12 protein-coding genes and 2 riboswitches are annotated in these 14,318 nt (G+C 39.3%); of the genes, 5 read left to right on the top strand and 7 right to left on the bottom strand.

Annotated features, from left to right (window positions below):
- Positions 1-57: 57 nt before the first annotated feature.
- From F4694_RS01205 to F4694_RS01215, 3 genes are read left to right on the top strand one after another with little or no spacing between them, the layout of a single operon-like run.
- Positions 58-1,740, top strand: coding sequence for an amylo-alpha-1,6-glucosidase (locus F4694_RS01205; protein ID WP_179595076.1), 1,683 nt, complete (start codon positions 58-60; stop codon positions 1,738-1,740).
- Positions 1,741-2,625 (top strand): DMT family transporter, encoded by an 885-nt coding sequence (locus tag F4694_RS01210; protein WP_179595077.1) that lies wholly within the window; start codon positions 1,741-1,743, stop codon positions 2,623-2,625.
- 39 nt (positions 2,626-2,664) lie between these two features.
- Complete coding sequence (locus F4694_RS01215) at positions 2,665-3,660, top strand: LacI family DNA-binding transcriptional regulator (RefSeq protein WP_179595078.1); 996 nt, start codon at positions 2,665-2,667, stop codon at positions 3,658-3,660.
- A 48-nt stretch (positions 3,661-3,708) separates the two neighbouring features.
- Here the strand turns inward: F4694_RS01215 and F4694_RS01220 are convergent, their stop codons facing one another.
- The 5 genes from F4694_RS01220 to F4694_RS01240 form a co-directional block, all read right to left on the bottom strand.
- Positions 3,709-4,923 carry a M20 family metallopeptidase gene (locus F4694_RS01220; protein ID WP_179595079.1) on the bottom strand — a complete coding sequence of 405 codons (1,215 nt, stop codon included), beginning with the start codon at positions 4,921-4,923 and terminating at the stop codon, positions 3,709-3,711.
- Positions 4,924-4,947: 24 nt separating this feature from the next.
- Positions 4,948-5,778, bottom strand: coding sequence for a MetQ/NlpA family ABC transporter substrate-binding protein (locus F4694_RS01225; RefSeq protein WP_179595080.1), 831 nt, complete (start codon positions 5,776-5,778; stop codon positions 4,948-4,950).
- 17 nt (positions 5,779-5,795) lie between these two features.
- Positions 5,796-6,446: a methionine ABC transporter permease gene (locus F4694_RS01230; protein ID WP_179595081.1), complete on the bottom strand. Its 651-nt coding sequence runs from the start codon at positions 6,444-6,446 to the stop codon at positions 5,796-5,798.
- Positions 6,436-7,467, bottom strand: a complete 1,032-nt coding sequence (locus F4694_RS01235) for a methionine ABC transporter ATP-binding protein (protein WP_179595082.1) — start codon at positions 7,465-7,467, stop codon at positions 6,436-6,438. Before F4694_RS01235 ends, F4694_RS01230 begins: the two co-directional genes overlap by 11 nt.
- A gap of 88 nt (positions 7,468-7,555) precedes the next feature.
- Positions 7,556-7,659: riboswitch (SAM riboswitch) on the bottom strand.
- A gap of 72 nt (positions 7,660-7,731) precedes the next feature.
- Positions 7,732-7,831: riboswitch (SAM riboswitch) on the bottom strand.
- Between the two features lie 230 nt (positions 7,832-8,061).
- The gene (locus F4694_RS01240) at positions 8,062-8,256 is read right to left on the bottom strand and encodes a hypothetical protein (protein WP_179595083.1); all 195 of its coding nucleotides are present in this window, start codon (positions 8,254-8,256) and stop codon (positions 8,062-8,064) included.
- A 240-nt stretch (positions 8,257-8,496) separates the two neighbouring features.
- Between F4694_RS01240 and F4694_RS32875 the strand changes: the two genes are divergently transcribed.
- The gene (locus F4694_RS32875) at positions 8,497-8,952 is read left to right on the top strand and encodes a CBO0543 family protein (protein WP_374757394.1); all 456 of its coding nucleotides are present in this window, start codon (positions 8,497-8,499) and stop codon (positions 8,950-8,952) included.
- Positions 8,953-8,995: 43 nt separating this feature from the next.
- Here the strand turns inward: F4694_RS32875 and F4694_RS01245 are convergent, their stop codons facing one another.
- Positions 8,996-10,294, bottom strand: a complete 1,299-nt coding sequence (locus tag F4694_RS01245; RefSeq protein WP_179595084.1) for an MFS transporter — start codon at positions 10,292-10,294, stop codon at positions 8,996-8,998.
- Between the two features lie 187 nt (positions 10,295-10,481).
- On the opposite strand from F4694_RS01245, the gene F4694_RS01250 reads away from it, so the two are divergent.
- Positions 10,482-11,720 carry a helix-turn-helix domain-containing protein gene (locus F4694_RS01250; protein ID WP_179595085.1) on the top strand — a complete coding sequence of 413 codons (1,239 nt, stop codon included), beginning with the start codon at positions 10,482-10,484 and terminating at the stop codon, positions 11,718-11,720.
- Between the two features lie 51 nt (positions 11,721-11,771).
- Here the strand turns inward: F4694_RS01250 and F4694_RS01255 are convergent, their stop codons facing one another.
- The gene (locus F4694_RS01255) at positions 11,772-13,919 is read right to left on the bottom strand and encodes an ABC transporter permease (protein ID WP_179595086.1); all 2,148 of its coding nucleotides are present in this window, start codon (positions 13,917-13,919) and stop codon (positions 11,772-11,774) included.
- Positions 13,920-14,318 lie beyond the last annotated feature (399 nt).

Below are 14,318 nucleotides of genomic sequence, written 5' to 3' on the forward strand. Positions count from 1 at the left end.
CCTGCTTATTTGAAATAGGTTACAGCTAAAGGTGATTAAATTACAAGGAGAAATAGGATGAAATTAGATATTAAAGAAATACCATTTTCCAGATTTGGGTCCTATTTTTGTATCTCACAAGATAAGGATTCACAGGCTGTATTTATAAGAGACGTTCACGGCGGGGACGATGCACCATCAAATCTATTTCAAGTAGATATCGTAAAAGATGGAGTGGCACAGGAATTCGTAGTACATGCTACGGAGATTTCTGTTTCCTTCTATTTAAAAGGCAATTTAGAACGTGTTGCGGAAATCATCATCCCTAAGGAAGATGAACTCCATATTGAAGTTCAGAATGTGGAACTTAGATTAAGAGCGACAAAAGGGAAATATGATTCATTAATGGAACTAGAAGATGGAATGTACGAATACCACATCTATCCTAAGGAATTAAAATTAATGATCATGAACCTAAATGGTGAAATGATTGCGGATGCACCATGGAATATTATTGGAAATGATTATATTGATATGCGCTTGAAAAATGGACATTTCGTGATTGAAAGTTATCGAACCGTTTATCAAATAAAAGAATACCTTCCATTTAGCAAAGGGAAAGAACAAGTAGCAGTACTTTACAAAGAATGGTTTGATTCCATGAGAAAGGGTTATGAACAGGCGGAATATCTGCCTTCCTTGGAAAGGGCTTCTTATATAACATGGTCGAGCGTTGTTCACCCGGATGGGGCTCTAAAAGATTATGCGATGTATATGTCAAAGCTGTGGATGTATAATATCTGGTCATGGGACAATTGCTTTAACGCATTGAATTTAGGCGAAAAATATCCTGAACTCAGCTTTGCTCAATTAAAAATTTTCATGGACACTCAAGATGTATCCGGTGCCTACCCTGATTTTGTGAATGACAAGTTCATTTCGTACAATTGTATCAAGCCGCCGATATTTGCTTATATCTATGAGCAGCTTATGGAGAAAAATGACTACTTTAAGGACGAACAGCGGTTAAGAATGGTTTATGAGTCTACGAAAAAAGTCATGACCTATTATGAAAATTATCGGACCTTCGAGGGCAGGCTGCCACATTATAAACATGGAAATGATTCTGGCTGGGATAATGCTTCCCTGTTTCATGTGGGGATGCCGGTGGAAGCGCCGGATCTTGCTAGTTTTTTAATTCGTTCGTTTGATATTCTCTCCTCCTTTGCTGAAAGGTTGGGAGAAAAAGAGGAAGCAGAGCAATTTAAGAATCAAGCCGACACCTTATTTAACCTACTACTAGAGAGACTTTATGATGCAGATGGCTTTTTTGGGCGGGTTGGCAAGAATGGTGAGAAAATAGAAATCAGAAGCAGCTTAATTTTAAGACTTCCAGTAATCATTGGCTATCGCTTGGATAAAAGCATAATGGATCGCCTAGTGTCTGACCTTGAAGGCAACTTTGAAACAAAATTTGGCCTGGCTACTGAAGGCCTAACGAGTAACTATTACCGGGAAAACGGTTATTGGCTCGGTCCAATCTGGGCTCCTGTTACCTATCTCTTTATCGATGCGTTAAAAAATAATGGTTATGAAGAGGTCGGAAATCGGCTTAGAGGTAAGTTTTTAAATCTCACGCTTATGGGCGGGATGGCGGAAAACTTTGATCCGCTAACTGGAAAAGGACTAGTAGATACCTCCTTTACGTGGACTTCGAGTGTATTTCTGCTGCTGTTAGATGATCAACTTAGGGGGGATTAAATGCAAAAGTATTTTGGAGAAATCGCTCTTACGATTACAGCTATTATATGGGGAAGCGGATTTGTTGCCAGCGCCATCGCATTGGACCACTTTACTCCCTATCAGATTTTGGCTGGAAGGTTTATTATAGGCACTCTGATTTTGGGTGTAATTTTCCATAAAAAGCTGAAAAATATAGATAAAAGTACTATGATAAAAGGAGCAGTATTGGGGATCTTTTTATATTTGGCCTTTGCGCTTCAAACGGTGGGCCTTCAATATACCACCCCTTCAAAAAATGCCTTTTTAACAGCAGTGAATGTCGTGATCGTTCCTTTTATTGCCTTTGTCATGTATAAGCGAAAAATTGATATGTACGAACTAGTTGGTGCTATTTTAGCTATGATTGGGGTCGGGGTATTATCGCTTAAACTCTCCGCTGACATTAATATTGGAGATTTGTTGACACTTGGCTGTGCCTTTGGATTTGCGTTCCATATCTTCTATACGGCGAAATATGTTCAAGATTCAGACCCTATCGCATTGACTCTGATTCAAATGATTACAGCAGCACTCATTGGGAGCATTGTTGTTGCATTCAAAGGGGAAACATCTGTTGTGATGGAAAGGGAAGGGGTGTTGTCCCTCCTCTATCTAGGTGTTTTTTCAACGACAATCGCTTATTTATTGCAAACTGTTGCTCAAAAAATGATTACCGAAACAAAGGCAGCGATTATTCTTTCAACAGAATCATTCTGGGGAATGGTATTTTCCGTTGCGATACTGGATGAAGCAATGACCGTAAAAATGGTGCTTGGCGCAATCCTTATTCTATGTGCCATCATCATTTCAGAGACCAAATTACCTTTTTTAAAAAAGAATAGATTAAAGGAAATACGTAATTGAATTACAGTGAGATAAAAAACAAGCAGGCAGGGAGAAATAATGGCCACAATAAAAGATATAGCCAATTTAGCTAATGTTTCAATCACTACTGTTTCAAGAGTGTTAAATTATGATGAAACATTAAATGTCTCTCCAGAAACAAGAAAAAGGGTTTTTGAAGCAGCTGAGGAATTAGCCTATGTGGTAGTTCCGAAGAAGAAGCAAAAGAGCAAATGGAAAATAGGATTATACGATTCTTTCTCACTTGAGGAGGAATTAGTTGATACTTACTACTTGTCGATAAGAGTTGCCTTGGAAAAAAAGTTAAAAAGCAGAAGCATTGATTTTTTCAGAATTGATAAGGAAGGCAATGAGGGGAATCTTAATAAGATTGATGGTATTTTATGCCTAGGAACCTTTAAGAGCAAGGATATTGAAAAAATAAAAGGTTTTAATAAACCATGTGTCTTTGTTGATTCAAATCCGGACGAATATTATTTTGACTCCGTTGTCATCGATTTCAACTCTGCGACCCGAAATGCTCTTAACTATTTAACAGAATTAGGCCACGAGAATATTGGCTTTATTGGCGGCGTTGAAACAGATATGTATGGGAATCGATTTAAAGATTTGAGGCAAGATGTTTTTGAAAATTACTTGAAAGAAAAAAATATTTTCAAAGAGGAATTAGTTAAAATTGGTGGATATGATCCGAAGGATGGTTATACCAACCTAAGAGAAATGTTAACATCAGAAACTAAGCCAACTGCTGTATTTGTTGCCAATGATACGATTGCTGTTGGATGCTATAAAGCCGCCTATGAACTTGGGGTGAAAATCCCTGATGACTTGAGTATTGTCGGCTTCAACGATGTGGCGACAGCTCAATATATGGTCCCACCGCTAACGACGGTTAAACTTTATACCGAAATTATGGGTGAAACAGCTGTAGACTTATTGGTAGAGAGACTCTCTTCGAAAAGGGAAGTTAGTAAAAAAATAACCATCAATACGAAGTTAATTGTAAGAGAAAGTGCTTCAGCACCAAAAAAGTAAATTAAAACACAAGCGCCCAGCGACAAGGTTATGTTACTGGGCGTCTTTTTATTTGGATTCTGCTGCTTTTCTTTCTATAAATTCTTCTTTTACTTGCGTTAATGTATCAGCGTCTGTCATCAGTTTTAACGCGGTTAGTGCAAGAGCTTTAGCGCCTGTAATCAGAGCTTGGTCTCCTTTAGGGGAGGCTGCGGCTTCTCTAAATGGTACCGTATGTGCAATAAGGTCGCTAGCACCAATTTTTATATAAGGATGAATAGTTGGGACAACCTGGCTGATGTTTCCTGCATCTGTTGAGCCGATGCCTTTGTCTGCACTTTCAACCACGGTTTCACCTAGTTCTTCCACGATTTCCTTGAATACAGCATTATAACTATTATTTAATAGAAGGTTATCGACTTCATTTTGGAAGGCAATAACGTTTAACTTTGCCCCTGTAGCTAATGCAGCACCTTCTGCCACTGCTTTTACCCTTTGTGTAACTTCGTTCAAACCAGTTCTTGTAGCAGCACGGATGTAAAATCGTGCCTTTGCATATTCAGGGATAATATTTGGTGCGTCCCCGCCATGGGTGATGATTCCATGAATCCGTACATCGCCCGGAAGCTGCTGCCTTAAGGCATTGATGCCATTAAACAACTGAATGACTGCGTCAAGTGCATTAATTCCTTCATGCGGGTTGGCAGAGGCATGTGCCGGCTTACCGATAAATTCAAAGTCTAGTGGATCCACAGCCAGAGATGTGCTAGTTAGACGTGTCTCACTATTCGGGTGGATCATTAGTGCTGCATCAATTCCGTTCACTAGTCCATGCTTAACAAAGCTGCCTTTTGCACTGCCGTTTGGACCGCCTTCTTCTGCCGGAGTACCGAATACAACTGCTTCTCCGCCTGTTTCTTGCAGTACCTTACTCAAGGCAATGGCTGCTGCAACACTTGTGGTTCCGATAATATTATGTCCACAGGCATGTCCTAGGCCTGGGAGGGCATCGTATTCAGCTAGGAATGCAATGGATGGACCTGGTTTTTCTGACTTTTTACGAGCAATAAATGAAGTCTCATGTCGGGCAACAGCCTTTTCAACCTCAAATCCTTCTTCTAAAAGAATATCGGTCAAAAGGGCAGAAGCAAAAAATTCTTCGTTGCCGATTTCAGGGTTTTCATGAATTTTATGGCTTGTTGATAGGTAAAGCTCTTTATTGTTTTCTACATTTTCAATGATTGTTTCTTTTAATGCTGTTAAGGATTTAGTAGGTACTGTCATCATTTCTCCACCTTTTCTAGAAAACTACCAGCCTATATTGCTAAGTGGCACGAATGTTGGAATCATGTTGCCTTTGTACTCTTTTTCAATAAATTCTGCTGTATCTTCAGATTGGTAAAGTTCTGCTAATCTCTTATAGGTTTTGTTGTCTTTGTCTTTTGCTTGGACAGCAATAATATTGAGGTAAGGAGTCGCTGTTTCACTTTCAACAAAAATAGCATCTTCTAATGGGCTAAGACCTGCATCACCGGCAATCCCGTTATTGATCACAGAAGCGGCAACGTCTGGTAATGCTCTTGGTGTTTGTGCTGGTACCATTGGAACGAATTCAATGTTTTTAGGGTTTTCTTTTATTTGTGTTAGATCGCCATTTGGATCGAAATCTTTTGGTAATTCAATTACCCCAGCTTCTTGAAGAAGTAATAATGCACGGCCTTGATTGGATGCATCGTTTGGAAGGGCAATCTTTGCACGATCTGGAATGTCTTTCACATCTTTGTATTTTTCAGAGTAAATTCCCATTGGGGCAAGGACGGTAGTCGCGATTGGCACTAGGTCTAAATTGTGTTCCTTAATAAATACATCAAAATAGGCGACAGTTTGGAAGGCATTAACATCAATTTCGCCTTCTGCAAGAGCTGTGTTGGGAGCAACGTAGTCTGAGAATGATACGATCTCAATATTGATTCCCTCTTTTTCTGCCTTTTTCGCTACAAAATCCCAAATGCGTGTATCGGTTCCGCTAACACCAAGCTTAACGGTAGTGGATTCTTTACCCTCTGATGTTTTCTCAGCGCACCCAGCGCCAATAATGGCTAATGCAACAATAATGATGGATAATAAAAGTTTTTTCATCGTATGTTTCCTCCTAGTTATCTTCGTCTAATTTTTTTAGCTGCTATATTTCCAAATGACTGTAGACCTTGTACGATCACAATCAGAATTCCCACAGTAATCATCATCGTAACTGTATCAAAACGCTGGTAGCCGTATGTAATCGCCAAATCTCCAATTCCACCGCCGCCGACAGCGCCAGCCATTGCCGAAGCACCAACAAGACCAATGGTCGCGATAGTCAAGGCAAGAACGAGTGAGCTGAGTGCTTCCGGAATGAGGAATTTACTAATAATTTGCCATGGGGTTGCGCCCATTGCCTCTGCTGCTTCAATGACACCAGGATCAACCTCTAGTAATGAATTCTCTATCAATCTAGCAATATAAGGTCCTGCATAGAAAACGAGAGGAACAACTGCTGCTGCGGTTCCAATCGAAGTTCCAACAATCAACCTTGTTACAGGGATCATTGCCACTAATAAAATAATGAACGGCACAGATCGGAAAATATTAACAATTCCATTCAATACATTAAAAACCGGAAGATTCTGAAGCAGATGTCCTTTCCGTGTTACGACTAACAAAATTCCCAGCGGCAGTCCAAGGATGGTTGAAAACAAAAGTGAAAAAGCAACCATTTGGACCGTTTCAATTAAAGCAGAAATAATTTGCTCTGAGTTAACTAGCATGTGCTGTCACTTCCTTTATGCTGATTTTCTTCTGGTTGATGTAGGTTAATGCCCGGATGATTTCTTTATCAGAGCCTTGGAACTCCACAATTAAGTTCCCAAACGGTGTTCCTTGAAGCTCAGTAATCGTTCCGAACAAGACATTGATATGAATTTCAAACTGTTTGGCAAGTTCAGAAAGCAGGGGCTGACCGGCTGTACTGCCTACAAAGTTAATTCGGTAAACCTTTTGCATTCCGTCATGTTTTTGGATGATATTTTTTATAGAATCCGGGATCTGGTCGTTCATGACGGAGCTAACAAAGTTCTTTGCTGTCTCCGTTTTAGGAGATGAAAAGACGTTAAACACCGTGCCTTCTTCAATAATTTTACCGGATTCAATCACTGCCACTCGGTCGCATATTTCTCTAATGACCGCCATTTCATGGGTAATGATTAGAATGGTTATGTTGTATTCCTTATTGATTTTTTTCAACAGCTGTAAAATGGAGCTGGTGGTCTGTGGATCTAGTGCAGATGTAGCCTCGTCGCAAAGCAGAATCGAAGGCTGTGTTGCTAAGGCTCTTGCAATGCCAATTCGCTGCTTTTGCCCGCCTGAAAGCTGGTCAGGATAATAATCCGCTTTGTCGGCTAACCCGACAAATTCTAGTAATTCCTGAACGCGTTTCTTAATCGCGTCCTTGGAAACTTTGGCTAATGTAAGGGGCATTGCCACATTGGCAAAAACCGTTTTTGAGTTTAATAGATTAAAGTGCTGAAAAACCATTCCAATATTCTTCTTAATCCCCCTGACTTCTTTGACGGACATAGAAGTGAGGTCATGACCATCCACGATTACACTACCTGAAGTCGGACGCTCTAGTAAGTTTACACAGCGGATTAGAGAACTTTTACCGGCACCGCTAAACCCGATTACTCCGAAAATCTCTCCCTTATTAATCTTCAAATCAATTCCATTCAGTGCCGCAACCTGCTGCCCGCCACTTTCATAAACCTTTTTAAGATTCTGAAATTCGATCATGGTGTATCTCCCCTTTAAAAAAAATAAAAAACCCTCTTCCTGGAAATAAGAAGAGGGCATGCCGCTGCAAAGCAATCGCAAAAATCTCTTCTTATCTCCCAAGCCTGCTGCTTGCTGGATTTGGCACAGTCCATAATTGGTTCCGCTGCCGAGGTGTCATAGGGCCAGTCCCTCAACCTCTCTGGATAAGAAATACTATTCAGTTAAAAGTAAAAACCCTCTTCTTGTAAAAGAAGAGGGCAAATTGAAATAATCAGCGTCCTCTTCTTATCTATCAAGTCGCACTTGCTGGATTTGGCACAGAATCAATGATTCCGCTGCCGAGGTGTCATAGGGCCAGTCCCTCAACCTCTCTTGATAAGAAGTATTTTTACTTTATTCATTTTTTGAACTTGTTAATTAATTTACTGTAGGGTTAGTGAAAAGTCAAATCCCTTTTTTAAAATAATAATTAATTATTTAGTTTTAAAACGTTTTCAATGCTTATATATAGGCATTTTTAAAAATTTTAAAAAATTTAATGCAGGCCTTCGCTAAAACAATAAAAGAAAAAGAGAGCGATGCTTTTCGCTCTCTTTCTTGAACTTTAAACGACTATCTTCTTTTTACCAAACAAAGGACCCCATGGATGATTAACACAAGTGAGAATAAAAGGACAGCTATGACACCAATGAGGAGAACTAAGGGACTAAGCGGTGCAAAGAATCCAGTTAGCTCCACCCTTAATAAGGCAAAACCTGCAAGGATACATAAAAAGTATAAAAACGGACTGCGATCTAATACACTCATTGCATATTCACTCCTTTCTGGGGGTTAATTCATTATTATTCATTAAAGGAGTATTTTATTTACCAGAATAACAATTTAGATACAAATAACTATATTTTTGGAAAATTAATCCTCCTGTTCAGGTGGATGGAGTAGGTCTTTAGGCATTTTATCTAGACGAGGATTGATATGTGACTATATGAGCAAGGATTAGGAAAATATAACGTTTAATTAGCCGCCTTAGAAGGAGATTATCTATCCATGTGGAAGCTGGTATTTATATTCTTTTTTATTCTTATCATTATTGCTTATCTAGTCCCAAAAAGATTGAGTAAAATTGAATTGTATACAACGAGTCTTTTTGCGTTGTTGTTTGGCATTAATGTAGATATGGTTCTCAACTTTAAATACCATTTGTACGGATATTTTGGTAAGGGTTTTCAATGGCACGGGTTTATAGGGGAATTTCTTTATTTTATGCCTGTTAGTATTTTGTTTTTAAACTATTATCCCTTTAAAGGGACTAATCAAACAAAACTCTTTTATATCCTTGCATGGACCGCAGGATCCTCCATTATTGAAATTCTTGTTGAAAGGACTCACTTTTTTAACTATACAGGCTGGAAGCTCTGGTATTCCATCTTTCTGTATCCCATCGTTTTTCTAATCTTGGTGTCTCATTTAAGGTTGGTTAGGCGAATTATTAAATTAGGTTGATAAAGATGGTTAGATTCAACTGAATCCAACCATCTAAACCTTATCAAAATGCCTCCGCACTTTTCTTCACTACTTTTTCCGCTTCAAGCTCCGGATGGACCCTTCGTATGACGGCAGGTCTTAAAAGAGTAAGGACTACACACACACATACTCCAGATGACAGGAGCAGAACCCATTCTGCAGGAAATACATCATATAGAAATCCATAAAGCACCATACCTAATGGTGATAAAGCCATTGCTACTGTTTCAATAAGCGAAAATACACGCCCCTTATATTCATCGGCAATTTGTTTTTGCATCATCACCTGGGTTGGCGTATTGACGAAAACAATACACACTCCTAACACAAATTGAAGAAGAATATAGTAGCCAAACATGATGTTATAAGACATGGTAAAGAGTAAAGGTAAAGTGGCACTTCCCATGATGAGCCCCATGAGAATAATACCCCTTTTTGAAACCAACAACGGAAATTTTATCTCTTTCCGGATGGAGAGATAAATCGATAACAGCAGCATGCCAACAGCAAAGGCACCTTCCGTAAAACCAAAATGATGGGAAAGCATTTTTAATTTTTCAATAAGAATAAACGAATATCCAACCTGATAGGCACTGAAAAGAAAATTAACGAATAACGCAATCCAGATAATGGTCATCAACATCGGCTGTAATTTTAAATAGGATACCCCAGCCTTCATTCCTTGCCACATGGATTCTTTCTGTTTATCGACTGTTTCTGACTTTTGAGAAGCAAACAATGTGAAATTCATCGTGGCGTCTAGAACGATGGCAGCCGTCGAAGCGGCCATAAAAAAGATGAGGAACACTGGCATGGAAATCACTCCATACAAGAGGCCTCCGACTGCTGGAGAGGCAATAGCCGCAAAGGATACGGACATTTGGTTTAATGACATGGCTTTTTGAATTCTTGCTTCGTCCACAAGTCCTGTTATAGAAGAGGTGAACGCTACGCTGGAAAACATGGATGTTAGGGAGAGGAGGCAGGTAGTGATATAGATTGCGGTTAGAGATAATCCAAAGGTGACACTGACGACTAATAACCCCCCGATGGCCAAGGTCGTCGCTATTTGTGAGATAATCGCGATTCTTTTCCGTGGGTACTTATCGATGATATAACCTGCAAATGGGGCTGCGATGGTCCGAGGTAATACATTGCAAATCAAGTTCAACGCAAAACTTTTCGCCGAACCAGTAGCCTGCAATATATAAAAACTAATAGCAAATGAATATACCTGCGATCCAAAAGATGCAATCAGTTTGCTTATGGTAAAAGTCCAAAGATGATACGTGGCTTTTTTCAACATCATACTGTTATTCATAAAATCTCCTCTTTTCATTCAGTAAGTTTAATTTAATTAAACAAATCATAACATGAGGTTTTTACCAAATCAAGCAGAAAGTTTAATTTAATTAAACAAATTTATTTTTATCTCGTTTATATCTTTCAAATTATGGGTAAGTTTAATATAATTAAACAAAGAAACGTTTTAAGGAGTTGCTCTTTACATGTTAGGGGACCGAATACGAAAATTGCGAAAGCAGAAAAAGCTGACGCTTGAAGCACTAGCAGGACTAGGACTTACCAAGGGCATGCTTAGCTTAATCGAGAACAATAAAGCACAGCCCTCTATGGAGAGCCTTGCCTATATTGCTGAGGGATTAGGGGTGGAAGTAACTGATTTATTAGAGGAAGTCAGTACATTGGAATTAAGAGAGGTTCTTGAAAAAGCAGAAAAGCTGTACAATGAAAAAAAGGAAAAAGCAACAGATAAGTATAAACAGCTTTTAACCCTGCTGGAACCCTATATAAAAAACCTTCCCCAAGGGTATGAGGCAGCACGATTGTTAGACATTTACAGCAGGAGTCTATATGAAGAAAAGCGTTTTGGCTGGGAAGAGTTATCTAACCAAGCTGCGACTATGTATGACAAGATGAATGTAACAGCTAATCGAGCGCAAATTGCCATATTTCGTTCTATGGTAAAGTTCATTGAACATGATTATTCCAACGCATTAGAGATCTTACTGAGCGAACGAACGGAAATTGAATCCAATCATGTCTATATCGACCCCATGACACAGGTTGACCTTGACTATACAGAAGCTATTCTTTATTTTGCGGTTGGTGAGTATGAGACGGCCTCTCATGTGATGGAAAATGCTTTAATTTTTTCAAAAAAGCACCGAATCTTTTATCGTACGGATGATTTATACAGAATCGGTGCCGGACAGGCCATGATGTTTCGTGATAAAGAAAAGAGAGAGCTTTATTTACGTAAGTTAAAGCAATACGGTGAGTTTGCTGAGGATACATTATCCATCCTCGTTCATAATCTGCTCATTGCTATGACTTTAATTGCTGAAAACAAAGAGTACGCCAGGGCGCTTGAAATCCTTGACCAGTACTTAGGCAACCCCCAAGAAGAAGAAGTGGTGGAGTGGCTTTATAGAATGGAAAAAGGAAAGGCTTTTTATGGTCTTGGAAAATTTACGGAAGCGATACATGAATTTGAAAAAGTAGAGACTCCGACCACTACTCACCATCCATTTGATTTATCACTTTTTTATGTTCGTTATTCATACAAAGCTTTATGCCATTTTAAACTTGGCGAAATGGAAAATGCGCTTCAATCTGCCGAATTGGCAGTGAAGAAATTCGAAAATATCCCATACTTGCCTTTCAAGGAATTTGCGATTGAGACGTACAATGCTATTCTTGCAAAAATAAACCCCGTACAAAACTAAGTGTACGGGGTTCTTCTTTTGTTTGAATCTAGCTCGAGCACTGGTTCGATATTACATTCCACGTTCAAACCCTCGTTTAAACTTTGGTTTTATTTTTCGGTCGAACGTTGTACCCACACCAGGTTCGAGAGTACTATTAGACTCATTTCCAATCACTTTAAAACTATCCTTTGTAACTTGATAGGAAGGAACTTCATGTGTATGTTTAGCTTTTTTCTTTTGAGCTTTTGGAAGTTTATATAACACTCCGACTTTTACTTGCTGAACTTCTTTTACTCCTTGGATAATCAGCTGCATTGCAAAAATCGCCATCATGAAAGCCGCTAAGATCCACAAGTACCAGTAGCGACCTGAAGCAATGGTTGTTCTTCCTAACTCCCCAATTAATCCAGACCATTCATGGGTAATCGACATCGGCGGATCCGCACCCATTGGATCAAAGTCTAGTTTGGTCCCGCCAAAGAAAAATTTAAAGATCCCTAAATGGATAAAAATTAATAGAACTTGGATAAATTGTGTTCCTAATAAGATCGTTAAACGGGCACCAATATGCGGGAAGATGTGCCGCCAGAAGAGATGAAATCTGCTCCCGCCTAAAACGCGCGCACTTGCAATGAATTCATAGTCAAGAACTCGCTTTATCTCTTTTCCTAGTAGAACACTCGTTAACGGAACGACCAGGATGGTTAAAATGAACATTTCAAGTAAAATCCGTTCGGTAAACGTATAGGTAAATTCATAGCCAAAACCGGTAAATGCCGGCATTAAGATCGGCGCCAACAGAATATATGCCACCAAGCTTAATGGCAGGAAATGAATCGAATCGATTAACTTTGCAAGCCATTGCTGGGTGCGGGGTCCTAAATAAAAGGCATAAATAACACCAAACAAAAGCCCGCCAACTACACGCAATAAGGCGATAAGTAAAGCAAAGATCAGCGTATATTTCGCGCCAATGACTAATTGGTCAAAAAGGCTGAACCCTAATTTATCGGAACCAAAGAAAAAGGGCTTTGTGGGAGCATGCGGCATTGCACTCAGCAGCTTTACACCGTCTTCTGAATAATAAAGTCTTACTTGGTCAACATGATTATCAGTTGTGACCGAATAAATAATGCTATAACTGATGGTTACTATGAAAAATAAAGCTCCAATTGCAAATTTCCAATTTTTCATATGACGGTAAAAAGTAAAGAATGCATTGATGAATGGACGGAAAGGCGATAATTTTCTTAGGTTAATCGATTTAATAGAATAAAGGATGTTTTCAAAAAACCTCTTTGTTCCCTCCACCATATTTCCAATGCGTGATATTTGCCACCAGGATCTCCGTCTTGTTTCATAAGATAATGGCAGGTCTTCTTTAAGCCAAATATCTACTAATTGGAACAGAAAGTAAAAAGGTGTAAAAATAAGACCCAAAGTAACAAAAATGGTTATAGGTTTGAAGTTATCAAGTAAGTAGAAGGTTAGTCCGTGGACGTTAAACACACGCTCAATGATAAATTGGCTAGAAAGTGTTCCCCAAATAATAATCTTGATATGATGAAACGAAAGGGGCATGATATTTTTTAAGATATGTCTAATTAAGATATTTAATTTGTCTATCCCTTTGCTTTTTATAAAGGTGACATATACCTTCAAAAACTCTTCCTCAATCATAAGGAGAAGGATTTTGAACATGGATACAAGCGGTAAAATCGCCAACGTGACAATCGGAGCAAAGTAGGCCTTTTCGGTAAAGCTGGCGACCCGAAATAAATCCACTCCAAACGACTTAAAGATCATAATCGATAATACTTGTAATAAGGTAGCGAGTATCAAGTCTGGAACAGATTCCAACACATCAAGTAATCTCTTGATGGGACTAAGCACGATTTTAGGTAAAAAGGCCGACCCCAATGCGAGAAAAAGGGCAATACTAAAGCCTGCCAAAAGAGCACCTAACAGGATTTGCATGGAATAAATAAATGCCGGCCCCATAATCTCCATCATTGGAGCACCACCCGCTTGCGACCTTTCGAATTGATAGACCCAAGACTCTGGTTTCATTAAGTCCTTCCCAAACGAGAATAATTGTGCAAAATACCCTGTTGATTCTGGAGTTCCTCTAGTGGAAAAATATTGTGGAAAAATACTCACACAAAATATAGATACCATTCCAAGTAGATAGTATGTAAATAATCTAATTAACCTCAAAATCTCCCACCTCATTTCTCATTCAAAGTCATTACATTTGTATAATAGAAGTAGTTTCCCGCAAAAAAAATTATATTCTAAATATTCCCCCTTTTCAACCTACCTGAAAGATAAGAAAGCAACTATGAACTTAGGTTACTGTCTAGCTCCAGCGCCTAGGGGCTCGGGGTCATAAGCGTGTCTAGTTTCGGCTCCTTGGGACTCGAGTCATAAGCCGCCCCCTGAAGAAGGCAAAAAGCGCCTTCTTGCAGTGGCCGTCTTATGCCTTCGTCCCAGGGCAGTCGCCTCCACATTTCTGACAATCCGTCAAGAAGGTTAAAGAACAACCTTCTCGCCGGCTCGTCTTATGCCTGTCGCCCCTGGCAAGGCGCTTCCGCTTTTCGGGTTTCCAATATTTAC

It is taken from the genome of Neobacillus driksii (assembly GCF_013409995.1).
Classification (GTDB): domain Bacteria; phylum Bacillota; class Bacilli; order Bacillales; family Cytobacillaceae; genus Neobacillus; species Neobacillus driksii.

Coding starts and splice junctions, on each gene's coding strand:
- F4694_RS01205 (WP_179595076.1), top strand. CDS start 58: ATGAAATTAGATATTAAAGAAATACCATTTTCCAGATTTGGGTCCTAT.
- F4694_RS01210 (WP_179595077.1), top strand. CDS start 1,741: ATGCAAAAGTATTTTGGAGAAATCGCTCTTACGATTACAGCTATTATA.
- F4694_RS01215 (WP_179595078.1), top strand. CDS start 2,665: ATGGCCACAATAAAAGATATAGCCAATTTAGCTAATGTTTCAATCACT.
- F4694_RS01220 (WP_179595079.1), bottom strand. CDS start 4,923: ATGACAGTACCTACTAAATCCTTAACAGCATTAAAAGAAACAATCATT.
- F4694_RS01225 (WP_179595080.1), bottom strand. CDS start 5,778: ATGAAAAAACTTTTATTATCCATCATTATTGTTGCATTAGCCATTATT.
- F4694_RS01230 (WP_179595081.1), bottom strand. CDS start 6,446: ATGCTAGTTAACTCAGAGCAAATTATTTCTGCTTTAATTGAAACGGTC.
- F4694_RS01235 (WP_179595082.1), bottom strand. CDS start 7,467: ATGATCGAATTTCAGAATCTTAAAAAGGTTTATGAAAGTGGCGGGCAG.
- F4694_RS01240 (WP_179595083.1), bottom strand. CDS start 8,256: ATGAGTGTATTAGATCGCAGTCCGTTTTTATACTTTTTATGTATCCTT.
- F4694_RS32875 (WP_374757394.1), top strand. CDS start 8,497: ATGTGGAAGCTGGTATTTATATTCTTTTTTATTCTTATCATTATTGCT.
- F4694_RS01245 (WP_179595084.1), bottom strand. CDS start 10,294: ATGAATAACAGTATGATGTTGAAAAAAGCCACGTATCATCTTTGGACT.
- F4694_RS01250 (WP_179595085.1), top strand. CDS start 10,482: ATGTTAGGGGACCGAATACGAAAATTGCGAAAGCAGAAAAAGCTGACG.